The following is a 23,694-nucleotide window of genomic DNA, read 5'->3' as shown; positions in this document are numbered from 1 at the left end:
TCGGCGAACGGCGGGCGGGCTTGTCGGATCGGGGACCCGACAGACGTTAGACGCCGACCCAGAACTGGGTCACGCCGCCCGCGGCCACCTCGCCCTCATGCCGGGTCAGCGAGGGCTGGTCGGGCCGTCGGCCCCAGTAGACCGTCTGCGGCGCGCTCCAGTCGCAGGCGCTCGCGTAGGCCCGTACCGTCGCGAGCGCCGACGCCACCGGCCGGTCGTGCCGGTCGCTGCCGGCGAACATGCGCAGTCCTTCGAGGAGCAGTCCCAGGCCCTCGGTGTAGCGGGGGATCCCGGCCTCGGCGGCGGAGAGTAGCCGGCGGCGGGCGAGTTCCCCGCGCGGCAGACCGCGTTCCCGGAGCAACTGCCACGCGTGGATGATGTGCGCGTCGGGGAGCCACCCGAACCACCGCGCGAAGTTGTCCGGCCAGTCCCCGAGCCGGTCGATGCGGTGCAACCGCAGCAGCAGATAGCCGGCGACGGCCGCCCCGTCCGGCCGTTGCACCTTGTCGCGGAAGAGCCGCAGCGCCTGGTCCTCGAGATCACCGGCCACGACCTGGGCCTGGTCGAGCTGGCCCGACGACAGATAGCTCAGCATGGCCCGGGCCGTCGGGTCGGGGCTCCAGGCCCGGACCCGGACGCCGTCGTCGACATCGCCCCTGGCGCGCACCCGGGCGAGCGTCAGCACGCAGCGCGGCGCCGGCGGCAGGCAGACGAAGCGCCACGCGACACCGGGGCCGCCCACCTGGATCAGCTCGGCGTCGTTCAGCTTCACCTCCGCTACGTGTTCGGTGGTCTTCGCCCAGGCCGTTTCCGCGTCGACCGGAAGGGGCGTGGTCTCCGTCCCGTGCCAGAGCCGGGCCCACACCCGCAAGGCTGGCTCGGCCTCGCCGCCCTTGGTGGGTGCGCCGGTCGGCCGGACTACCTGAAGTGTCACGGAAGTGAGCGCGTCGGCGTCCACATCGGCGGTCCGGGCGACGATCTCGCCCGAGGAGAGCGCCGCCCGCACGACGTAGGTGCCGGGCGGCAACCGCAGCTCCTGGGATCCGCCCACCGGCATCGGCATGGTCGTGGTCTCCGCCGTACGCGTGTCGATAACCTCGGCCGCGAGCACCGCCTCGGGCGGCAGGTGGTCGGGTCGCAGCGAGACCCGCAGCAGTCCGTCGCCGGTCACGGCGCCACCGACACTTCCGCTGTGGCCCAGGGCGGCCAGGCGCCCACCTGCGCCACCGCCCCGCGATAGGGCGGCCCAGCCTGCACGGCGAGGCGGTACATGTCGGCCCGGACGTCGGCGTCCCACCCGCCGTCGCGGGCCGTGGGGGTGACCGGCTCGGCCGCCTGCGACAGCGACTCGAGCAGAACCGTCGTGCCCGGCCGCCCGACCGCCTCGGGCGGCCAGCAGCTCACGCGCAGCGGCACGTACGGTGGCTGCGCGCAGACCTGGACGATGCCGTCGCCCACCGCGCCGAAGGACTGCGGGCGCTGGACCGGGGCGGCCGGGTCGCCGAGGCGCAGCACGGTGGTGACGGCCCGCTGAAGACCGGGGAAGTCGACCACCCAGCGCCCGTTGTCCGGCCGGGCGCCCAGCCCTTCGAGGCTGCGGATGAGCGCTTCGGTGAACCGCGTTGCCTGCCCCGGCCGCCCGTAGGCCTTGTGGCCGCCCGAGGCGCCGAACAGCAGGGCGCCGTCGCGGTCGTCGCTGACCACCTCGGGGTCCTTGAGCACGTGCCCGGCGCCGCCGAGATTCTCCAGGAATTGCTGTGGGATCTCGCGGCAGGCGTCGACGAAGAAGTACTGGCTGCGGGCCTGGCAGGCGGCCATGCCGGTGTAGGTCGCCATGATGTCGACGCTGTTGCGCATCATCGCCAGCCGGGACTGTCCGAAGTCCTCGAGCAGCAGGTAAGGCGACTCCTTCTGCACGCCGTGGCCGCAGAAGTAGAACAGCGCCACGTTGCCCTCGTGGCTGTCGCACCGCTCGTACCATGCCTCGAACGCGGCGATGGTGTTGGCCAGGTTGGGGACGCCCACCCGGATCTCGCCCTCGACTGGGTCGACGTGTTCGGCCGGCGGGGAGAGCAGGACCTCGACGGTGCCCAGCCGGGCGCCCGGATGGTTGAGGCCCGACACCACGAAATCGGTGAAGGCCATGGCCGCATGGGGTGGCCCCGTCAGCTGGCGCAGCCCGAAGGTGTCGTGCGGGACCGGGTCGGCCCCGCCCGGCAGATGCCGGTAGGCGCCGACGCCGATGGCCAGCAGGTGGACCCGGGGGCCATCGCGCCCAGCGTCGATCACGAGCGTCATCCGTCGTTCGCCCCGGCCCGCTCGGCGAGCCGCTCGTGGAAGCTCGGCTGGAGGAAGTACTGGCCGTGCGCGCGCAGGGGGGAGTCGGTGCGGTACGAGTAGTCGACCACGCCGTCGATGATCGAGCCGACCTCGAAGCCGAGCAGGTCGCTGTAGTCGAAGATGTTAATCCAGCGCCGCACGGCCGGTGGCCGCGGGAGCTTGCGCTTCGGGTCGTCGCCCGGAACGGCCCGGTTGCTGGCGCGGAACAGCTTGAGCTCCTCGAAGAAGCCGACCTGGCTGCCCACGGTGACCAGCAGGTCGACCTCGACGTCGGCGCCTGTCGAGGTGAGGACGTCGTAGACAATATTGCCGCCCATGCTGTGCGCGACCACGACGAACGGGTCGGCCGGAGTGCGCTCGGCGGCGGCCGCGCGCAGGTCAACCTCGACCAGTTCGCCGATGGGACGGGCCACGCCGTGCTGCTCGTGTAGATAGACGAACACGTCACCGAGGAAGCCGGTGACCGGCGGGACGGCGACCGACCGGATCTTGTCGGCGGCTCGCCGGCCCACGTAGTTGGGCACCGCCGAGCGCAGCCGTCCCAGGCCGCGCCGGACGGCGTTCCATCCGGGTCCGAGGCCCAGTGACTCGTATTCCGAATCCGAGGCCGCCGCGGCCGGCGAGCCGTCGCTGGCAGTCGCGATCTCCTGCTCCAGCCGGGTGACCAGCTCCTGATCGGTGCGGATCGTGTCGACCCAGTCCGGGTGGGGTTTGCTCCGGGCGTAGCGGTACGCCGGTCCGGCCAGCTCCGCCAGCTCGCCTGCCTCGTCGCGCTCGCCGAGGGCTGCGGCTGACCAAAGCAGGTCGACGGCGTCGGGCAACGAGCGCCGGGCGACGGCCAGCACGACCTCGGCCGGGGTGGTCGCGCTGCCGTCCGGATCGGCCGCCACATACATCTCGGCATAGGCGGTGTCCTCCGCGCCGAGGCTTTCGAAGTCGTCGCGGGGGACCGAGGCGCCGCCCCAATGAAGGCGTCCGCCGAAGCCGCCCCAGTAGGGATTGCGGATCGCGACCGCGCGGCCGTCGGCCGGGCGGTGGTCGCGCAGCAGGAACTCGCGGAACAACGCGTCGCGGGCCGCGATACCCCGGGTGTAGTCCGCACTCCAGCGGTTAGAGACTCCGTGCACGAAAACGAGCGGCATGGCGGCCTGATTTCGTAGTCGTTGCAAGCCCTCCTGTCTCGTTTTGATAGCCGCGGAAGACGCCGTCTGGCAAGCGACCTGTCGGGAGGACGACATAGAAGTCGCCGTGGGTGTTGCACTTCGCCTTCTGCACCAGGCAGTTCTTGACGCGTTGCCGAGGGCGCGGTTGTCCCAGACCAGGAAGGCGTCGCCGTGCGTCGAGGAGGCCAGGCCGGACGCCAGACGGAAGCCGGCCGGGGTGCCGCTGGTGGGGTAGGAGATGGGAAACGACAGGTTCAAGATCGCGGCCGGCTTGTTGCCGCTGTCGTCGACATGGCGGCGATGAGGGTGGACCGATGACCCGAGGTCCTCACGCTTCGTTCAACGGTGGCTGCTCGAGCTGCATGATCGACGCACGGATCTGCCGAGATGAGGTGCGACACGAGGTCGCACGAAGTGAGTGAGTACGTCGATTGGAGGTCGGGTTTGATGCCCGAGACGTAGCTCCCGGTCAGTATCTCCAGACCGGTCCCCGCCCTGACGTGCGTGGCGAGTAATCGCCGGGTGCGAAGCTCAGGGAAAAGCCCAAGGGCACCTATTCCGACTGGGTGTCACAGGTGAGGGGAAGGCCGAAAGGGTGAATATGGTGAACCCTCGTTGATGCCTCGTCACGGCAACTCTCCGGGTCGGACAGTAATGCCGGGGAGACAAAGAGGCTGGCCGCTGGAAGTCGGCAGACGACGACCGAGGACTCATCGACGGTCGTGTGGATACCGTCGCCTCCGGGGTTAAGAGGGCACCCGACCCGGCCGTGTCTCACGCGTGTGGAACGTGGAAACCCCGTTACGGTCCGCAGGATTTTCTGTGGTAGGCCGACCGTGAGGAGAGTTCAACTCCGGGACGGGAACAGGACGCCCAAGAAGCGAATGCCGGTGACTGAAAGGTAACAGGAAAGCGGCGGCATCATCAACCGGTCCTCCGACCGGTCGTCGCCGTATAACTGGCCGGATACCGAGCCTGGTGCCCGGCTGCGAAAGCAGGCTGACGTGTGGCGGGTGAGCCTTTGACGACAATGCAGCGGAACCATTCGAGCCGAAGGACAAGTTAGACACAGATGACGGCTTTCGCTTTAGATATTGCGATGGCGGCCCTCGGAGTGAACGGACCTGAGGACGACTCTCCACCATGGGACAACGTTGCCTGGCGACGCCATGAGGAGAACGTACGGCGGCTACGAGGCAGGATCTTCAAGGCGACGAAGGACGGTGACTGGCCGAAGGTCAGGAACCTGCAGAAACTGATGCTGCGCAGCTGGTCCAACACGCTGGTCAGCATGCGCCAGGTCGCGCAGCGCAACGCTGGACGCGCGACGGCGGGCATCGACGGGAAGGTCGCACTGACCTCCCCGGCACGCATGAACCGGGCGGAACAGACCCATCGCACCGCACAGACGTTCATGCCGCTCGCGGTCAAGCGGGTATACATTCCGAAAGCCAATGGGAAACAGCGACCACTCGGCATCCCGGTCATCTCGGACCGCGTCCACCAGGCGCGGCACCGTAACGCACTGGAACCCGAATGGGAGGCCCGATTCGAGCCCAAGAGTTACGGGTTCCGGCCGGGCCGCAGCTGCCAGGACGCGATCCAAGTCATCCACGTGACCGCGTGCGGCGCGACCGCGCAACGTGTGTGGGTGCTGGACGCGGACCTCACCGCAGCATTCGACAGAATCGACCACGACCGTCTACTCGCCACGATCGGGGATTTCCCGGCCGTCCCCAGATCCGGGGCTGGTTGAAAGCGGGCGTGTTCGAGAAAGGCAAAGGATTCGCTCCCACTGATGCGGGAACTCCGCAAGGCGGGGTGATCAGTCCTCTGCTGTTGAATATCGCGTTGCATGGGCTGGAAGAGGCGGCAGGAGTCCGTCACGAACGCAGCGATCCGCAGCGGACGAAACGGGGCTCCCCTTCGCTGATCAGATACGCCGATGACATGGTCGCCCTCTGCTACTCCAAGCAGCAGGCCGAAGACGTCAAAACGCGGCTCGCCGCATGGCTGGCACCGAGGGGTCTAACCTTCAACGAGGACAAGACGAGAATCGTCCACCTCGACGAGGGGTTCGATTTCCTCGGGTTCACCGCCCGCCGACGCAACGGCAAGCTCCTGATGAAACCCAGCAAGGCCGCCGTCAAACGAGTCAGGCATCGCCTGTCCGCCGAGTTTCGGGCCCTGCGCGGCTCGAACCCGGCGACTGTCCTCGCGAAGATCAACCCGATCGTGCGGGGCTGGGCGAATTACTACCGAGGGGCAGCATCGTCCATCGTGTTCGCCGCGCTGGACGTGCACCTGTGGCGGCTCACCTACAAGTGGGCCTGCCACAGTCATCCCCACAAGCCGAAGCCCTGGATCGTTAACAGGTACTTCGGCCGGTATAACTCGGACAGGCAGGACCGGTGGGTGTTCGGCGACCGCACCAGCGGCGCTTACCTCCCCAAGTTCGCCTGGACGAAGATCGTCCGGCACAGCCTGGTCCGCGGGGACGCGTCTCCGGACGACCCCGCCCAGGCCGCCTACTGGGCCGAACGGCGCAGCAAGAACAGACCGCTGCTCGACCGCAGAACCCTGCACCTGCTCCGCAGGCAGCACGGGTCCTGCCCGATCTGCGGTGAGTTGCTGCTGCACGCCGACCGCGAGCCACAAACCCCACGCGAGTGGGAACAGTGGCACCGCACCACCCGCAAGGCGATCACCAGGCAAATCATCGCCTCCACGGGAAAGGCCTGCCGGACGAGACCCGACTCGTTCACTCCTCCTGCCTCCGCCGAACCACCAACGGACAGCAGGAACCAGCACCCACTGCACTCCAGAAATCGCCCCAGCGGCTTGCTTGAGCCGTGTGCCGCGACGAGTTGCACGCACGGTTCTGAGGGGGCCCGGCGCAGCAATGCGTCGGGGCTACCCGACTGCACTGGTACGTGTCAGTCGTCCGGCTCCGCGCTACGCAAGTAACATCAGGACTTCTACTCACGCATGCGGCATGCGATTCCGTCAAACCCTCAAGTCGGTTATTGTTTGTTTAGGACGAGGGGAGGTTCGCGATGGCGCGCGTCGATGACCCAGGCGATCAAGAAAACTTCGATTACGACGGCGATGGCTTTTATGTAGATCCGGGGTGCGACGACTCATTCTCTGCAAAAGATGCATTTCCTACTTCGGACATTATTCCTCCACAAGACGCGTACGACCACTCTGGTGAACGCCATGATCACACTGAGGAAGACCAATCGACTCGCCAAGGCGAAACCATACTGGGGTGGGTGATGTCGGAGCTGCCGTCCATCGAGAGGGCCTGCGATGTCCTGCTTGATGCGGAAGCGGAGGATCGGCACGAGGCGGCTGCGCGCACCGTCTTGAACGGCCTGCAGGTCGGGGTTCGCGGCATCATGGATCTGAATCTGCGGCCGCCGCCTTATGGCGAAAGTGTAGTGACTGCCGCCCAAGCCAGAAGGTTCATTCATATGGTGGGATCCCTCCTGGCGAAGGTGGTCAGTGAGAGGGGAATGGAGTGGCCGCCACCGCTTCTTTACCCCCCACCTGCAGTCACGCGAGATCTGATCTCGCTGTACAGTTCGGCCACGGTCGGATCGCTGAGACGCGATCGTCGTCCGGACGCATCGCTTCGGGCGGCCCTGCAGGTAATAGATGTCAGAACCACCGCTCTCCTTGACGAGTGGGGACCGCGCAGCATCGGAGCCGCCAAAGCGGCAGCGGGTTCATCGCCGGGAGGGATGCGTTCTCGAGTAGGTTTGTTTTTCAGTGGTGCCGCTGTGTTGATTTCCCTGCTCCAAGGGCCAGGGGCGGCCCACGACTTTTATGAAGATGCTTTGACGCTGGGCGGCGACATGAGAGATGTCGCGTTGCACGTCGTCTCCGGAATATCAAGCACCTGGAGTCGCGCTGTCAGCGAGGCGATCAGCGGGGTCGACGCTCGATATGCCCAATCTCCCTCTGACGACTCACGCCGCGGTAAGCATCAAGAAGGCGTGGGAGGAACTGAGGGCATCACAAGGCCGGAGGCCGACATGGAAAGAATCTTTGCGTCGCTGGATGAGTTGGTGGCGTTGTTGCCCGCCGAACCGCTTGAACAGGCGAATGTGAGCGTAAGTACGGCAATCGCTAATCTTCACGTGCTTACAGGATCCGTCGACTACGAGTCGATATCTGAGACGGCACACGATGCGCTCGACCAGATCCAAGCTGCTCAACAGTCAGTTCTGATGCTGCGGGCGCAAATCGAGATTTGGAAAGAGCAGCGTGGGGGGTAGGCGGTCGCTTTGGTCTGCCGCGATGGGGCGCTCCCGCCTCGACGGGCGGGGGGCGTAGACACTACTCGCAATGTCCGACGCCAAGTGCTTGAGGTAGGCGAGACACTCGCTGCTGGTCCTGAATGGGCCGGTATTGATACTGCGGCTCGAACAGGCAGTGGACGGTTCCGGCCGCGCCGGGTGAACCGGTGCAGGTTCGGTCGCCCCGGCAATGTGTGGCAACTGCTGCGGCACTGCCGGTACCGCCATAGGCACGTCGACTCGTGCCATATCTTGATTTGTCAATGTCGCTCACCGCTTTCCTCGGCAGCAGGGTGGTTGGAGGGCTCGTGTCCTCCTGACTCGCGGTTGTCGTCTCCGCCATCAACCTCACGCGCCGCCGCTTGCCCCGCGGTTCTGGCGTCCACCGTACTGGCCGCTGGCATCGTCGATACCGCCGCTCACCATTCACGTCACCGATCGTGCACGGGGCTGTCCGCGAGCACAGCGACGCCGAGGGTGGCGGCCCGCCGCGCTAGCGGCGATGCCTGTTATGCCGGACAAAGTTTCGCGGCCGTTTAGTGCCGCGATGCCTACGATGGCGTTCGCTGCGCCGACAACGATGAGCCCGGTGCCGACGAGGTCGACGCCTCCAGTCAATGCTGCAATGCCAGCCACCGCGATCGCCGCGCCGACACCGACGGCCGCGACGCCCACCGGGACGGCCGCCATCGCCGCGGCCGAGACCGACGCACACCACGCCGACCAGTGTGGCGCCCTCCGTCAGCAACTCGAAGCCGAACACGGCGAATGCCGCGCCAACGCCGACGCCGACGCCGGCCAGTAGGAAGCGGGCTGCCGCCGACCGCGTGCGGTGGCCAACGGCAAACTCGTCACGCGGTGTAACGCACGTTCCGGGGTCAGCCCGACGTACGATCATGCCGATCCCCTTTTGACCTTCGTGGCACCCTGACCATGGCAGAAAGTCAGTGGAAGCCACGTCCGCATTTGTCAACACTGGCTCGATCAGATGTTGGACACCGGAGGCGGCAATGCGACAGCTTGAGCTAGTGATTGTGCAGCTCGATGAGGTACGGCGCCTCATCAAGGTTGGCCGAGTCCCGCAACTCAGATTAGCGCATATTCTTCTCGACAGCGCTGTCGAACTGATCATGCATCGAATGGTTGAAGAGTACCTACAGTGGGAAGATCGCGACTTCGACCAGCTAGAGAATCTGTATCGGATGCGCAAGTGGCGCAAAAATGGAACGCAGATGCAAAGGCGGTTTGCGAACAGGCTTACCGAAGCGGAGCTTGAAGGCGAGATCGCACGGCTGGAACCACTTGTCACTTCCAAAGCCACTCGGCGGGATATCAAGGGCAAGTTTCCATGCAAGGTCGAGTTCCTTGTCGAGAAGGGCGCGCTGCCGCAGGCGCTGGTTCCGGTTCTCCGCAAGCTGCACGCATATCGCAACGAGACATACCACCGCGACCATCACCGGACGGGGATCCTGCTGCCAGCGGTGCTGATCTACTTCGACATTGTTTGCACCGTTCTGGATTTATACCATCCCGGAACTATGATTCGGGCCGACGAGGTTGGCCCTGAGCTCGCGCGATTGCGGCCAGATTGGAGAGCAGAAAGTCCGTTTGAGATTCCGCATATTGCTGCAACGAAGCTGCGGGAAGAGGTTGGACTGGATTTGTCCGCGCTTCAAGATGCACTGGCGGACCACCTCAGCCTGCGGCTAGAGGAGCTACTGTCGGGGCTGGAATACATAGACCAGAACAATCCGCGTCGGAACGCTGGCGAAGCGATCCGACTGATGCAGGTCGGAAACGATGACGTCGACGCGATTTTTAATCCCGACGTGCTGCTTTCCCGCCGGCTTCCGATAACAGTGCAAGACATACGCGATTGGGCCGAACGAGCGGAAGCACTTCGCGAGGTGGCCGACCGAGACGCCCTGTTCGCTGAATTCGCCGCGTTGGAAGATCTGTTTGAGCCTCTTGAAAGACGAGTCAATGAAGCAGTTTGGCAAATCGACGAACGGGCCAATATGCGCGACTGATCGACCATGGGCGTCTCTCGGTCGGCAAGCTGCGGGGCATGCTGCCGCAGGCGCTGAGCTGACCCACCGCGGCCTTAGCCGGTCGGAGGCATGTGTCCCTTGCCTTGCCCGCCGAAGTGTCTACGTTTGGGCCCTCCGTGGCGTCGGTTCGCCGAGCCGCTTGCGCGCCTGGCGCTCCAGCTCCTCGCGTTACTCTGGCGAAAGTCCGCTCTGCCACTGCTGGAACTGCTCAACGCCTCGGAGAGCTGCGACCCGTATGCCGAACTGCTCCCGATCTGACGCAGCGTCGCACACCCTTCGAGTGGATTCTTCGCCATCTCGGCGAACTCCGGGCCTCATAGTGCTCAGGATGGAACGACGCCTTCGGGCCTTCAAGATCGACTTACTGATCTGGCCGATAGTGCCCTCACCGACGAGCTGCTCGCCGGGCGCCGCGACCGCGCCGGCGACGAAAGCCACCTGCTCGACGATTTACTCCGCCAGGCAGCCGACACCGGCTGGAACGACGACTACCTGCGCCGACACACCGCCGACCACGCCGCCGCCGCCGACCGGCTCGACGACCTCCTAGTACTCCAGCCGGGGATGTTGACCTTGGCTGAGCTGCCGCGTGATGCGGTGCGGGAACGAGGACAGCCACCGTCGATCATGGACGGCTGTGTGGACTGACCATGACGCAGCGGTGGCTGCCGGATACAGGGTAGACGCCCAGCGACTGGGGTGCCCGCGACGGCCGGCGATCGAAGGGGAACCGTCGAGCAGGTCGAGGGCGCGGCTGATGTCGGGTACGTTCGCACTGCTGGTCAGCACCAGCAGCGGAGTGCCATTGCCGTCGCAGATCAGGTGGTGCTTCGAGCCGGGCTTGCCGCGGTTGACCGGCGATGGCCCGGTGCCGGCACCCCCTTTTTCGCGTCGATGTGACTACCGTCCATCGCCGCTCTCGACCAGTCGATCCGGTTCGCCGCGTTCAACCGGTCGAGCATGATCTGATGCATCTGATCGAACACCTCGGCGTCGGTCCAGCGCTTCAACCGCCGCCAGCACGTCATCCCGGAGCCGAACCCGAGTTCCCGCAAAGCATGGATCGTCGATGACGAGTGGTGGATGCTGATCGAGCCGCTGCTGCCGCCCTGGCCGGACAGGGCACACGCCGTGGTGCCGGGTCGTGCGGGGGATGTGCAGGTGGCCGTAGACCGCCGCGGGCCGCTGCACCACACCGTGAGCTACCGGCCGACCACCAACGTCGCGTTCCTTCCCGCCCAGCGTGACTGGGGAGGTTCCGCGCTCGGGTGCCGCACACAACGGCACAGTTGCATTGAGCGATCCGCCCGTCTCGAGCGCCGCAATTCTTTCGGAGGCCTGGCAGCAAGCGGCGGCTAACCGAGCTGCGGTTCGTAAGCTCGTGTCGCTCATCTGCTCCTCCTGCCGTCACAGTGATTCAGCGACGGATCGTGAGTAGCGCAGAACCTCTGCACGTTGAGTTCGTCGGTCGACAGGCACCCGCGCCCCGGACCGAATACGAAACCTGAATGCCGCGGCAGCGGCCTTGCGGGGCATGTCCCGGCCGTGCTTGGCTGGGTCGTGCGGACTTTCGAGAGTCAGCAGCCGTCTGTCGCGATGGGGGACGCGCCTCTTGCCCGACCGTTGGACGTCCATGAAGCAGTCGCCGAAGGTGGCGGCGTCTCCAAGCTCGGGCGTCAGCGGATATCGCCCGCGCCGCCGCCTCGGTCAGGTTCGATGGGCACGCCGGTGCCCTGGCCCGTGAGCGCTGATGTTGGCCCTGAATGGGCAGCGAGCGAGCCACTGCCGCCGGGTGATGCGCCAAGCGTACGAGCCCCGCCGCGGCGCACCCGTCAGCCGCGTCCGGGTCCACGCGCGGATCGGCGCGTTGGCTGGTCGCGAGACGTTCATCGGGGCCGCGACGTGATCCTCCGTGATGGCCGCACGACAGTCGCGGCCCATGCGAGCGGCGTGCTGACCGACGACGTCACTGAGGTGGCGACCGCGGAGGGCGTCCACATCGAGTTCGAGTAACTCTGACGCTGGAGGTGACTTCTCATCGGCTCTATGCTCACGGCCCTTGCCCGGCCGTCCTCACAGGCGTTCGGCCCCGCCCCGCTGATTACCACCGGTGTTCTCCGCCGGTGCGCCGGGCGGACGTGCCCACCGGGCGCATGCGCGCCACATCACCAATCAGAGAACGCTGATTTGGTGCCGCGCTCGGTTCATCAAATTCTTGCGGCACCCGGCAAGCCCCTCGAAGACGACGTGAAGTCCGAGATGGAAGCGCGGTTTAGGTTCGATTTCAGCAGGGTTCGGGTGCATACCGACGGCCAGTCCGCACAGGCAGCATCCAAACTGGGCTCTGTTGCGTTCTCGGTCGGACCGCATCTGGTATTTGCCGCCGACCGGTACCGCCCCGACTCACCGTCTGGCAGAAGCCTGCTTGCCCACGAGCTGACGCACGTCGTGCAAAGCTCGGGCGAATCCGACCCGGTGGCCCTTCGGATCGGCGATTCCCATGACCGGGAGGAGATTGAGGCCGACGCTGTCGCCGCGGGAAGGTCGGATGTGCAGCCCGGCCCGCGACGGGCCAAAGCGCTGAGGCGAGCGGTCGTAGCTGTGCTGCCGCAGGTGGCGGATCAGGCTACCGAGGCGGCCCAACGACAGATCGCGGCCGCGCGCCAACTACTGAGCGACCCACGCCTCGATGCCGCGAGACGGGAGGGGCTGCGCACACAGATCGCCGCAGTGGAGGGGGCGATCGGTCGGTACCGCGCCAGCGGTGGCGGACCTTCAGGACCCATGGGAGGGCTTGCGACAGCTACTACCAATCCGGTAGGGGCTGCGGTGGCTGCCGGCGTGGCTGCGATCAGCGCGCTCGCTGTGCTGCTGTCCGGCCGCAACGCCCGGAGGGACGCCGCTGCCGCTCTTGCCGCAAAGGTGGCCGAACTCGCCGAAGCCGTACGCCCCTACGCCGGCCCGACGCCTGAACCAGGCGCCTCGCCCGACCCTCGGCCGGGCAGCTCGAGTCCGGGGCCTGACTTCGGCCCCTTGGTGACGGCTGCGGCTGTCGCACGTGGACTGCAACTGGCGACCGACGCGCGGGGAAAGCCGGAATCGACGAACGACTGTGACGGTTTAAAGCGTGCCGGCCTGGTGGGCCACGAGTGCTGGGAATTGGATGCCTACCCGTACGCGGGCCGGGACCTCGAGTCCGCAAGCGCGCAGGCGCTGAGACAACTCCAGGCTGCCAATCCGAAAGCAAACCTCGATGCGTATAAGGAGGAGGTGACCGACCGCGGGCCCTGCCCTGGAAAAGGCTCCCACACGAACGTACGCGACCTCAACGGCGTCGTCGTCCGTGATCCCGATGCTCCCGACAACTACTTCGGCAGCATCGTTTGTTGTCCGTGCTGCGTGGACGAACCGACAGGGCCGATCATCGAGGCCCGCTGCGGACTCATATAGATGAGCGTCGACCGAACACCTGGATGCGCGCTTCTGCTACCGCACCTTCGACCGCCACGATCGGCTGCTGCAGTCGAAGATGACCGTGTCCACGGCTTGGCCAGGTTCGTCTTCACCGCTCCTGGCGGTCTGCTGGTGCTCGTGACCAATCGGTGGAAGGCCTGGGCAGCATGGAGGTTCACGACTGGAAGAACGACTTGAAGATCTCCCGTAGATCGTCGCGGTCCTCGAGTTTGGTGCCCCGGATCAGGGCGAGCGGCGCGGTGTAGTACCGAATGCCGAACGGCGGCAGGAAGGTGTCCTTGGGCCACTCGACGTCGCCAGTGGCGGTGCGCGCCGGGATCAGCCAGTGGTCGCCGGGGCGGCGGACCAGCTTCTCGCCCCCCTCAAACCGGATCTGCACACCGTCCTCCAGGTTGATCCAGTCCTTGGTGTCGACGGTGAGCGTGTTGTCCGCGGCGAGGGCCGCGTCGCCCGGCTGGCGGGGTTCGTGGTGGTCCCAGCGGCGCAGGAACGGGTGCAGGGCCGGGTCCTGGCCGGTGGTGGTCGTCGGTGCGGTGGCGAACCGGACCACGCCGTCGAGGCGGTCGATGTCGAGCACCCGCAGCAGCGGTTCGCGGTGGCCGGCGCGCACCGACCGGTCGTCGATCACCTCGACGAGGTCGCCGAGTTGCAGGCCGAGCCGGTCGTCGCGCCCGAGCGAGGTGACCGTGGCCTGCTTGCCGCCCATCGTGATGATCGGGAACACCACGCTGCCGTTCTCCCGGGACCAGGTGAACGTGGTGGGCGAGTGCATCTCGACGCGGTAGAGCTGGTTCTCTTCGCCGCGGTAGCGGGCTGCCGGGTCGAGCACGCACGGGTCGGTGCTGGGCGCGGCGAACGCGCGGGCCTCCAGCTTGCCGAGAGCGGCGAGGGCCTTCTCCTCCCAGCCGGGCCAGCCCTGTTTCACGTCGTCCTTGCTGGCGTCGCCGAGGGCGTCACCGGCCGGGTTAACGGTGGTCGCGGTGACCTGCCAGACCACTTCGGTGCGTACGCAGGTGTCCGGCCCGTCGTCACCGAGGGCGACCTCCCGGATGGCCGGGTCCTCGACGGCGGTGACGGTGCGTTCGAAGACGCGAAGCACCACGGTGAACGGCGGAGGTGGCAATTGGTCGTCGGCGTCCTTGGGGTCGAACAGCGCGTACGGCTGGTCGTGGTACCGGGCCTCGGCGGCGTTTTCCACCAGCACGCCGCCGACCCACATCCGGCCGGGGGAGACGGTCAGGTCGGTGATCTGCCCCTTCTCCTCGACTACGCGGATGTCGAAGCCGCCGTGCAGTTCCGGAGCGCCCCACGGGCCGATCAGGTCGGCCGCGAGCGTACGCATCTGGTGCAGCAGGACCGCGGTGTTCTCGTTCGCGTCGGCGTCGAGTTGCACGCGGCCCTGCTGGCTCAGGACGGCCGAGAAGTGCCGGTCCGGGCGGAAGGTGAGTCGTGAGAAGTCGCCGTACACCGATGCCCCCTAGGTGACGAAGATGAGGTCGGCGGCCGCGCCGGCCGGGGTGAACTCGGCCAGCCGCGCCCGCAGGGTCGCCTCGCGCTGCGGCTGGAACAGGTCGTGGTAGGCGCCCATCTCCGAATCGTCGGAGGCGCCGGTGGTGATCTCGGGGGGGCACTGCCGCGCGAGCCGGGCGTACGCGGGTGTGCCGTACCGGATCGAGTCGAACTGCGGGCGGACCCGGCGCGTCTCGGCGTCCCGGTCGGCGCCGGGCACCGCGAGGACCCCGTCCGGTTGGCAGGCGTGCCGGCGCGGGGTGTGCGACCCCGCCGGCACGTGGCAGAACCGCAGGCAGCCGCTCTGCACGTGGCTGACCTGCACGTCCGCGGTGAAGATACTGTCCTCGGCCAGATCGATCGACTCGGCGCACACCTTGCCGAACACGGTGGTGCGCAGGAACGACGCGACGACGTGCGCCGGCTCGCCGGCGGCCGCGGACAGGGCGTGGTACGCCGCCGCGGTCGCGTCCAGGATGCTGTCGCGCAGCACGAGCGGCGCCGGGTCGTGCGCGACGGTGTCGGTGTTGACTCGGATCGCACCGAGGATGCTGTGCGAGACGGTGACCGCGGCGGTGGTGTGGTCGAGTTCCAGGCTGGGCTCGCCGCCGTCGGCGGGTTCGCAGTCGGCGCCGCTGATCGACCAACCCGGCACCAGCGTGCAGTGCCGCAGGTCGAACCGGACGAGTCGGCCGGTGACCCGGACACCGCGGCCGGCGACCAGCAGCCCGTCGATCACCAGGCGCGCGCCGGTGTCGCCGCGGACCCGCAGGCTGTCCGGGCGGCCGTACCGGTCGGGCACGTGGATAACCGGCCGGGTGCGCTGCGCGGCCCGCAGTTCGAGGCGGCGGCCAGCCGGCAGGGTGATGTCGACGCGTTCCTCGTACGTCCCGCTGTCGGTGATCTCGATGATCGCGGTGGCCGGGCCCTCCCGCCGCCACTTCTCCACCGCTTTCATGATCGTCGGGTGGTGGCGGGGGCCGACCTGGTAGACGGTCCGGTCGTCGGGCGGCAGCGGGCGGACGTACTCGCCGCCGCCGCAGTCCGCCGGGAACGCGTAGTGGTAGGTGACGGTGATGCCCTCGTCCGGGGCGCGCCGGCTGGAGAACGCGATGCGGCCCAGCTCCGGGTCGATCGCGACCTGGTCGCCGCGCGGGCGGTACCCCCAGCCGGACAGGTCGGCCGCGACGATCCGTGACAGCGGGATGAACTGCTTCTTCGACCCGGTGCCTGACCACAGCCGCAGGCTGGTGCCGTAGTAGTCGGCGGGCCGGGCGTCCAGGTCGCGGCGGCTGATGAAGGCGGGCACGTTGGTCTCGTCGGCGATGTGCGACGCCGACGGCTCGGTGACCGGGTCGGCCACCAGCGGGGTGTCGTTGCCGAGGATGCTGAACGTGTAGTGGTTGCTGGCTCGGTCGACGCAGAACGCGGCCGTCTCGGTGATCGAGTACGGTCGCAGCCGCCACACGAACAGCCCGACCGCCCCGATCGTGAACCGCCGCCCGGCGGTGTGCGCGACCGTGTCGAACGGTCCGTCCACCCGGTCCAGCGCCTCCATGTCCCGCAGGTCGAGGGTGCGCGCGAACGGCCGGGCGCCGAGCCGGACCGGCTGGGTGACACCGAGCAGCGTGTGCAGGGTGACGGCCCGCGCCGGCCACTCGGACAGTTCCTCCAGCAGCGCCAGGGTGCCGCGCCGGCGCCGCGACCGGATGGTGTTCACGACGTCGCGGCGCGAGGTGGACGGGTTGCCGACCAGCGCGCCGATCAGCGGCACCACCTCGTCGGCGCAGGTCTCGATGAACCAGTCCTGATAGGCGCGGGCGATCTGTTCGCCGACCTCGTCCGCCTGCCCGGTGATGATTTGCAGCAGGGCGCGCAGCGGTTCGCCGCGGCCGGCGTCGCGCAGCCGGTGGATCACCGGCAGGAGCTGGTAGAGCCGGTTGGCCGTCACGGTGTGACCTCCTGCAGGACGAGCGTCTCCGGAACCTCGGGGGACAGAATCGCGATCTGCGCCGGCCGTAGCTTGCCGGTGTCGTCGTCGAAGCGGGCCATGTCGACCGCTATCCGTGGTGGCGGCGGCGTGGTCAGCCCGGCGGTCAGCGCCTCCAGGGCGGCCGAAGTGACGTCCTCCGGTACGACGCCGATGGAGTCGACGTCCGCGTACACGACCCCGCTCACCCGGTGCACAGTGCTGATCACGTCGCTGAGCACGACGTCCTGGCCGAGGGCGCGGCGGGCGAAACCGAACCGGTCGAGCAGGGCGGCGCGGACCGCCCGCTCCACCAGTTCCCAGCGGTGATCGGGGTGGACCTCGACGTTGATCGCGAGCAGCAGCATCAGCAGTTCGCGTTCGGCGACACGGACCGGCTGGGCGGGGTCGCCGAACCGGGCCAGTGCGGCCCGCAGCGACGGCAACAGCGAGGTGGGCCGGGCGTCGCCGACCCCGGCGACTGTCACGTGCACCACCGGGCGGAAACCGTCGGACAGGCGTACGGCCGCGGCCTTGCCGATCCCGGCGCGGGCCCGGGTGAAGTCGGCGTAGTCGCTCACCGAGACGAGACGGTCGAGGGCGTGCACCCCGGTCGGCGCGTTCTCGCGGGCCATCTCCAGGGTGTCGCGGTCGGCGCCGCCGGTGGATTCGAGGGGGTTGGTCACGCCGGAGACCCGCAACGGGCGGGTGAGCAGCTGGGTGATCCGCCCGGCGGGCACGAGGCCGGCGCTGCCGCCTCCGGCGCGGTACCGGGCGGCGATGTTCTCCACCCCGGTCGGCGGCCGGGCCCCGTGCGCGCCGTCGCCGAAGACCACGGTGGTGGTCTCGTCGGGGTCGACCCGTGTGGTGAACCGCCGGTCCGCAGGCCCGAGGAAGGTCAGGTTGTCGGCCTCGTGCCAGCGGATCCCGTTGACCTCCACCCGCAGGGTGCTGGTGGCGCCGATCGTCTCGGACGACGGCAGGAACGCGACCGGTTTACGGCGCAGCGGGAACGACTGGAACGGCACCGAGGCGTCGCCGCTGCCGAGCAGTTCCGCGACGGACTCGCCGTGGGTGGCCTCGGCGACGTTGCCGAAGATCTCGACGGTGTTCCGGTGGTACTCGTGGGCGAGCGGTTCGGCCAGCTGCAGCGTGGTGTGCACGGTGTCACCGGGCCGGTCCGGGTCGGCACCCTGGGTCACCCCGGCGATCATGACGACCTCGGCGGCGATCACGCCGGTGATGCCGGGCAGGTCGGCGCGTTCACCGCGGACGATCAGCAGTCGGCCCGTGGACAGGCCGTCGTACGCCTGGTCCAGCGGCAGGTCGTCCCCGCCGACCGGGTCCGGGTCGGGCTGGCGGGCCAGGTCGAGGGCTTCCGGTGCGGCGTACACCGTGGTCTCGCGGGCGACGACGAGGCTGACGTCGGTGTCCGCGCGCCACGGCTTCGACAGCCGCAGCCGGGTGACCGTGGCGTTGAGGTTGTAGGCCGACATGCTGACCGTGTCCACCTCCTCCACCTCGGCGAGGATCGGCCCGGGCAGGCCGGGCCGCTCGATGATCACGGTGGTGTCAGGCGGAATCTGCTCGTAGACGGCGTCCAGCGGCAGCAGCAGCGGGTCCGGTGGGCCGGTCAGTGATTCCTCGGTCAGCCGGACCGTGCCTACCTCGGGTGCGGCGGGAGCGCGGTCGAACCGCGCCGTGACCCGGCCGTCGGTGAGCCGCTGCACGTCCTCCTGCGGCAGCCCGGAGATGGGCTGGAACTCGCGCTGCGCGCCGAGCCGGATCACGAACGGCGCGTCGGCGGCGAGCAGGTTCAGCGCGATGAGGGCCGGGCCGTCGATCTCGACGGTGCGGTTCACCCGGCCGACGAACCGCAGCCGCAGTCGCGACCCCTCCGCCGCCACCCGGGTATCGGTGACCTCGACCGACTGGTCCGGGCCGATCGGCACGGTCTTGGTGCTGCCGTCGAGCACGACCCCGTTGGCGGTCATCACCTCGGTGCCGATGGTTAGCTCGAGGTCGGCGGTGGTGGGCACGTCGAGCGGCGCGGCGCTGGTGCGGTAGCTGACGGCCGCGCTGATCCGGACACCTTCCGCGCCGTCGAGCGGCCACTCCTCGAACACACCGGGCTGATTCGGTACGGCCCGCGGCGCCGCGGTGGCACCGAACGGCACGGCCCGCACCCGGGCCGCCCGGATCCGCGAGACGACCGCCTCGCCGGCGGAGGCGACCGCCGCCGGCAGGGTGGCGGCCAGTTCCGGGCGCAGCGCCGCCAGCACCTGCGGGGTGAGGCTGGATCCGGCGCCGAACAGCGCCGGCAGTGAGTGGCGCAGGTCCTGCGGCCCGGCCGGTGGCCGCGACGGTGGTTTCGCCAGCGACCCGAGCAGCGAGTCCAGCCCGGCGGGCGCGGCCTTCGCCAACGCCGGCGGCGTGGTGTCCACCGCCGTCAAGTCGGTGATCAGCGTGCCGAGCCAGCGGGTCAGGCGGGTGAAACCGCGGGCGCGTACCTCGGTGAGCCGTTCGCCCAGCCGCTGCAGGGCGACCGGCAGGAGTTGCGGCAGCTGTGCCGCCCCGCCCGGGCCGCTCGCCGCCTCGGCGAGGGGGGCCAGCAGCTCCTCGTCGACGCGTTCGGCGCGGCGCACCCCGGCGAGACCCAGGCGGCTCAGGTCGCGGTGCACAGCGAGGCGGTCGCGTACGGTCCGCAGCAGCCGCAGTTGCTCCGCGGTGAGGGTGGGTTGCAGCGTCACCGCGGTACGATCCGCGGCCGCATCCTCCACGGTCGCCGCGACCCGGCCGACCTGCGCGGCGTCGCCGGCGTCGAACAGCAGTCGGTCGTTGGGCCGCAGCCCGGTGGTGATCCCGGCCAGGTAGATTCTCTCCAGCGCGGGCACCTCGTCGGCGTCGATCCGCGGCTGCACGGTGAGCCGCGGCCGGATCAGGTTCCACGCGGATCGCGCCGGTATCTCCCGGCTGGTCTCGAAGACCTGCGGCTGCTCGCCTGGCCCTGGCAGGCTCTGCGCGCGGGTGCCGGCCGGGATCGGCACGGTGGTGTCACCGGCCGGGTCCGGGTCGAGGGTGAAGGCCAGGTGCACGCCGGCGGCCACGCCGGGCCGCAGCCGGTAGTCGACGAGCCGGGCCAACTCCAGCACCGACCGGCGTTCGGTGGCGGTCTCCAGGTAGCCCTCGTCGTCGATCCGCTCCTGGTAGAAGCTCAGGATGTGGCTGATCGTGGCCCACGCGTCGAGCATCGCGATCGACGGGTCGCCGGCGTCCCGCACGGTCAACGCCGGCAGCCGCCCGGAGAGCTGCCCGAGCATCGCCGCGAGCACCGCGCCGTGGGTGCCGCCGGTCGTCCGGCACGTGTCGCATGCGCAGTTCATCGCCCACCTCGCAGGTCCAGCGCCAGCCGGCCGTTCCCGGGCCGGGCGGGGTCGTCGTCGAGCCGTGCGATCTCCAGCGGGCCGATCGGCAGCACACCGGCCAGCCGCTGGCCGGCGTCGCCCTCGTGGAGGCGCTGCAGCACGGTGACCTCGACGCTGTCCACGCCGGGCACCGCGGCCGCCGCGGCGACGATGCCGCTGAGCGTCACGTCGGTGCCGAAGGTGAGCCGGTCCGGGGCGAACAGCGCGCCGATCGCGGCGCGCAGCCCCGTGCGGACCTGCCCGCGAACCGCGCGGGGGAGCAGGCAGGCGGTCAGGGCCAGGTCGATCGGGACGTAGTCGGCGATCCGCACGGTCAGGTCGTGGCCGATCCGCCGGTACGGGTGCAGCGCCCGGGTGGTGGCGGTCAGCACGCCGGCGTGGACCGTGGTGGCGCCGAGCGGGTCGAGGGCGACCTGCGCCTCGTACCAGCTGCCGTTCCAGCGCAGCCGGCCGGCGGCGCCCTGCATGTCGGGCAGCCGGGCGGCCAGGGTGCCGTAGTCCTCGGCGGTGATCGCGCGGACCAGGTCGCGGCGGAACGCGCCGGGCGCCATGGTGCGGACCTCGCTGACCGGTTCCGGGTCGGTGCCGCCGCGGGCCGGCAGGGGGTTGCGGACGCGTACCGTCATGCCCGGGTCGATCCCGCGGAACCGGATCTCGGTGATGGTGTCCGCGCCGACGTTTCCGGCGGTGCCGTTGCCAACCCGGTAGTGCGCTTCGAACACCGCGCCCGGCTGCGGCGTCCGGCCGTGCCGCCCGTCACCGAACCGCAGGTGCAGGACACCGTCGTCGTCGGTCTCACCGACCACGTGCGGTTCGTCCGGCCCGCTGGAGAGCAGGTCCCGGCGCATCGACCAAATCTCGCCGCCGGCGACCGGTTCGTGGAGCGTCACCGCGGGCATCGCGGCCCGCGGATCCTGCCGCAGAGCGTCGCCGGCCGGTCCGGACATCGCGTCCAGCGCGGTCAGTGCACCCACGTACCGCTCGCCCCAGGCCGCCTCGATCGCCGCGATCTCCTCCTCGTGCAGGCGCAGCCCGGCCGGGCAGCGGCGGGCCAAGGTCCGCAGCCACCGGACCTTCTTGGCGAGCAGCGCGTTGATCCGGCTGACCAGGCGGTGCAGAGCCCGCGCTTGCTCCTCGGCGCTTTGCGGGGGACGGCCGCGGGCTGGTGGCATGGCCAGCCGGGCCGCTGCGACGGCGGTGCTGCCGAACAACCGGACGATCTCGGCGAGGTGCCGGTCCTCCAGTTCCTGGCCACCGCGGGCGCGGGCCAGCAGCTGCCGCATCCGGCGCCGAGCGGCGGCCGGTATCGGCTGCAGCAGTCGCGCCTGCTGCGCGGCGACCGTCTCGTCGGCCGGGTATCCGGTGCTCTGCGTGACCGGGCCGGCGCTCAGCCGCGGGTCGGAGCGGGGCACCTTGACTGCCGGATCATGTTTCTCGCCGGGCCCGGCGCACCCGCAGTCGACCAGCACCGCCGCCGGCAGCTCGACCGGTTCGGCGGCGCCGGGCCGGGTCAGGCCGTGGTCGGCGAGCAGCAGGTTGCCGCGCGCCACGGCGGCCTTCACCAGCAGCTCGCAGTCGTTGCCGACTACCACCGAGACGGGCAGGGTGAAGCCGAGCGCGTCGGCCTGCGCCCAGAACACGTTGAGCACCGGCTGGTCGAACAGGTCGTCCACGGCCGATTCGACCCGGGTCAGCCGGACCACCTGGCGGTGGCCGGGGTTGGCGTCGGCGCGCTTCCCGCTAACCGCACCGGCGATCTCCTCCAGGAGCAGCAGGTCACCGGCGGCCAGCCGCAGCGCCCTCGGCCGCCGGCCGTACATGTCGGGCGGACCGGTCCAGGCGTCCTTCAGCGTCGCCGAGGTCGCGCCGGCGGGCAGGTGACAGCCCGAGTCACCCCAGGTCCACAGATCGATCGTGCTGTGTTCCGGGATGAATGTGAACGTCCGTTCCCGATCAGCGAGCGGCTCGAACGCCTGACCGTCGCGGCTGTGGAACGACATCTGCCCGGCCTTGACGCTGAGCCTCCCGGGCACGTCCAGGCAGACGAAGGCGCGGGCATTGCACCCGTCGTGCATCAGGTAATCGACGAGGCGGACGTGCCGGCGCACCGAGATCCGCCGCCGCGCTGTCCCGAGGTAGGCCTCCGCCGCCACCGCGTCCTGGTAGTAGCTCAGATGATCGCCGACGTAGGCGAGCAGTTCGACCAGCGTGATGCCAATGTCCGGAATGTGTCGCTCGGTCCAGCCGGGCAGCAGCAGCGCCAGCCGGTCCAGCAGCAGCCGCCGGAAACTCTCGTAGTCCTTCGCCAGATAGGACAGATCCGGCTCGTCGAAGACCTCCGGCACGCATCCGTCCGCCGGCAGGCAGTCCGCGTCACCCGCGCAGTCCGCCGCGAAACTGAAGCTCGCACGGCAGAAAAGTTGATCAAACCCGGGCGGCGCCGGCTGTGTGGGATCGTCACTCTCATCACCATCGATCAAGGTCATTGTGTACGGGGAAAGCCCACCGTGCCGATCCAGGATGACCACCATCCGGTCGTCGGCGTCCGGGTCCTCCGCGTGGTGTATCGCCACCCGTTCGACGGTCAGCACGGGATCACCCGGCTCGCCGACGATCAGGACGTCGGCACGGGTCAGCTCGGTGGTCAGCTTGCCGAGGAAGGTGACGTCAAGCGACCGGCCATCGGCGCGGACCTCGACGGTGTCCAGGCCGTTGAGACCGGATTCGCGGACCTGCCGCCGCCGCGCCCGGTCACCGAAGGAGTACGGGTTGATCATGCTGGGCCTGCCCGGTCGATCGCGGTGGTGCGCTGTTCCCCGGTGCGCAGAATGACGTAGCTGATCGCGATTCGGATGGTCGCCTCGTCGCTGACCACTTCGAGGCCCTCCACCTCGATCAGGTCGCCGAGCCACTGCTGCACCGCGGCCTGCATGGTGAACTGCAGAGCGGCCGCGACCTCGGGGCTGTTCGGGGCGAAGATCAGGTCGAGCAGGCCGCTGCCGAAGTCGGGCCGGTTGACCCGCTCACCCGGGCTCGTGAAGATCAGCTGCTCGATCATGTCGCGGATGTGGTCGTCGGTGCCGGTGGTCGCGGTGCGTCCGTCCGTACCGACGTGCAGCGGGAAGTCGATGTTCATCACGTCCCCTTCACCCGGAACTGCACGACCGTGACCAGCAGTTTCGTGCCGGTAGGCGCGCAAGTTGAGCTGCTGGTGCTCAGCACCACCGGCATCCCGCCGGCCTTGACCCGCTTGGCCGGACCCGACCAGAGCGCGGTGGCGCACGGGCCGCCCGCGTTGGTGGGCAGTGTGCACGCCGACACCGTGTAGGTCACCGGCATGCTCACCACCGGTTTCCCGCTGACCTTCACTCGCGTGGAGGCGCTGCCGGGCTGAGCGCGGCCCTGGTGGACGCAGCTGACCGTGGCGTCTTTGTGCAGCAGCGGATCGGCCATCATGCG

At 68.9% G+C, this 23,694-nt stretch carries 16 protein-coding genes and 1 pseudogene; 6 read left to right on the top strand and 11 right to left on the bottom strand.

Annotation, left to right across the window (positions count from 1 at the left end):
* Positions 1 to 46: 46 nt before the first annotated feature.
* The 3 genes from LDL48_RS35150 to LDL48_RS35140 are packed head-to-tail and all read right to left on the bottom strand — an operon-like array spanning position 47 to position 3,482.
* Positions 47 to 1,171: a hypothetical protein gene (locus LDL48_RS35150; RefSeq protein ID WP_225259457.1), complete on the bottom strand. Its 1,125-nt coding sequence runs from the start codon at positions 1,169 to 1,171 to the stop codon at positions 47 to 49.
* Positions 1,168 to 2,298 carry a caspase family protein gene (locus LDL48_RS35145; protein WP_225259456.1) on the bottom strand — a complete coding sequence of 377 codons (1,131 nt, stop codon included), beginning with the start codon at positions 2,296 to 2,298 and terminating at the stop codon, positions 1,168 to 1,170. The genes LDL48_RS35150 and LDL48_RS35145 overlap by 4 nt, the downstream gene beginning before the upstream one ends.
* Positions 2,295 to 3,482, bottom strand: a complete 1,188-nt coding sequence (locus tag LDL48_RS35140) for a lipase family protein (protein ID WP_225259455.1) — start codon at positions 3,480 to 3,482, stop codon at positions 2,295 to 2,297. The genes LDL48_RS35145 and LDL48_RS35140 overlap by 4 nt, the downstream gene beginning before the upstream one ends.
* A 1,093-nt stretch (positions 3,483 to 4,575) precedes the next feature.
* On the opposite strand from LDL48_RS35140, the pseudogene LDL48_RS35135 reads away from it, so the two are divergent.
* The 5 genes and pseudogenes from LDL48_RS35135 to LDL48_RS35115 all read left to right on the top strand — a co-directional run.
* Positions 4,576 to 5,540, top strand: a pseudogene (locus tag LDL48_RS35135) (reverse transcriptase domain-containing protein); the annotation flags it as partial.
* A gap of 87 nt (positions 5,541 to 5,627) precedes the next feature.
* Entirely contained in the window at positions 5,628 to 6,470 is an 843-nt protein-coding gene (locus tag LDL48_RS35130) for a group II intron maturase-specific domain-containing protein (RefSeq protein WP_225259485.1), read from the top strand.
* Positions 6,471 to 6,559: 89 nt separating this feature from the next.
* The gene (locus tag LDL48_RS35125) at positions 6,560 to 7,786 is read left to right on the top strand and encodes a hypothetical protein (RefSeq protein WP_225259454.1); all 1,227 of its coding nucleotides are present in this window, start codon (positions 6,560 to 6,562) and stop codon (positions 7,784 to 7,786) included.
* Between the two features lie 646 nt (positions 7,787 to 8,432).
* Positions 8,433 to 8,612, top strand: coding sequence for a hypothetical protein (locus LDL48_RS35120; protein ID WP_225259453.1), 180 nt, complete (start codon positions 8,433 to 8,435; stop codon positions 8,610 to 8,612).
* A 223-nt stretch (positions 8,613 to 8,835) separates the two neighbouring features.
* Positions 8,836 to 9,837 carry a hypothetical protein gene (locus tag LDL48_RS35115; protein ID WP_225259452.1) on the top strand — a complete coding sequence of 334 codons (1,002 nt, stop codon included), beginning with the start codon at positions 8,836 to 8,838 and terminating at the stop codon, positions 9,835 to 9,837.
* 567 nt (positions 9,838 to 10,404) lie between these two features.
* Here the strand turns inward: LDL48_RS35115 and LDL48_RS45235 are convergent.
* Positions 10,405 to 10,677: a hypothetical protein gene (locus LDL48_RS45235; protein WP_372472261.1), complete on the bottom strand. Its 273-nt coding sequence runs from the start codon at positions 10,675 to 10,677 to the stop codon at positions 10,405 to 10,407.
* Positions 10,677 to 10,868 carry a hypothetical protein gene (locus tag LDL48_RS35105; RefSeq protein WP_225259451.1) on the bottom strand — a complete coding sequence of 64 codons (192 nt, stop codon included), beginning with the start codon at positions 10,866 to 10,868 and terminating at the stop codon, positions 10,677 to 10,679. Before LDL48_RS35105 ends, LDL48_RS45235 begins: the two co-directional genes overlap by 1 nt.
* A 1,180-nt stretch (positions 10,869 to 12,048) precedes the next feature.
* On the opposite strand from LDL48_RS35105, the gene LDL48_RS35100 reads away from it, so the two are divergent.
* A complete protein-coding gene (locus tag LDL48_RS35100; protein WP_225259450.1) occupies positions 12,049 to 13,308 on the top strand; it encodes an eCIS core domain-containing protein in 1,260 nt (419 codons plus the stop codon).
* A gap of 178 nt (positions 13,309 to 13,486) precedes the next feature.
* On the opposite strand, the gene LDL48_RS35095 is transcribed toward LDL48_RS35100, so the two are convergent.
* From LDL48_RS35095 to LDL48_RS35070, 6 genes are read right to left on the bottom strand one after another with little or no spacing between them, the layout of a single operon-like run.
* Positions 13,487 to 14,800: a DUF6519 domain-containing protein gene (locus tag LDL48_RS35095; protein ID WP_225259449.1), complete on the bottom strand. Its 1,314-nt coding sequence runs from the start codon at positions 14,798 to 14,800 to the stop codon at positions 13,487 to 13,489.
* 9 nt (positions 14,801 to 14,809) lie between these two features.
* Positions 14,810 to 16,792 carry a hypothetical protein gene (locus tag LDL48_RS35090; RefSeq protein WP_225259448.1) on the bottom strand — a complete coding sequence of 661 codons (1,983 nt, stop codon included), beginning with the start codon at positions 16,790 to 16,792 and terminating at the stop codon, positions 14,810 to 14,812.
* Positions 16,789 to 20,193 (bottom strand): putative baseplate assembly protein, encoded by a 3,405-nt coding sequence (locus LDL48_RS35085; RefSeq protein WP_225259447.1) that lies wholly within the window; start codon positions 20,191 to 20,193, stop codon positions 16,789 to 16,791. Before LDL48_RS35085 ends, LDL48_RS35090 begins: the two co-directional genes overlap by 4 nt.
* Positions 20,190 to 23,012, bottom strand: a complete 2,823-nt coding sequence (locus LDL48_RS35080; RefSeq protein WP_225259446.1) for a putative baseplate assembly protein — start codon at positions 23,010 to 23,012, stop codon at positions 20,190 to 20,192. Before LDL48_RS35080 ends, LDL48_RS35085 begins: the two co-directional genes overlap by 4 nt.
* Positions 23,009 to 23,371, bottom strand: a complete 363-nt coding sequence (locus tag LDL48_RS35075) for a GPW/gp25 family protein (RefSeq protein WP_225259445.1) — start codon at positions 23,369 to 23,371, stop codon at positions 23,009 to 23,011. The genes LDL48_RS35080 and LDL48_RS35075 overlap by 4 nt, the downstream gene beginning before the upstream one ends.
* Positions 23,371 to 23,691 (bottom strand): hypothetical protein, encoded by a 321-nt coding sequence (locus tag LDL48_RS35070; RefSeq protein WP_225259444.1) that lies wholly within the window; start codon positions 23,689 to 23,691, stop codon positions 23,371 to 23,373. Before LDL48_RS35070 ends, LDL48_RS35075 begins: the two co-directional genes overlap by 1 nt.
* Between the last annotated feature and the right edge of the window lie 3 nt (positions 23,692 to 23,694).

The sequence above is a fragment of the Jidongwangia harbinensis genome (assembly GCF_020216025.1).
GTDB lineage: Bacteria > Actinomycetota > Actinomycetes > Mycobacteriales > Micromonosporaceae > Actinoplanes > Actinoplanes harbinensis.
This window is presented reverse-complemented; position numbering and strand designations above follow the sequence as displayed.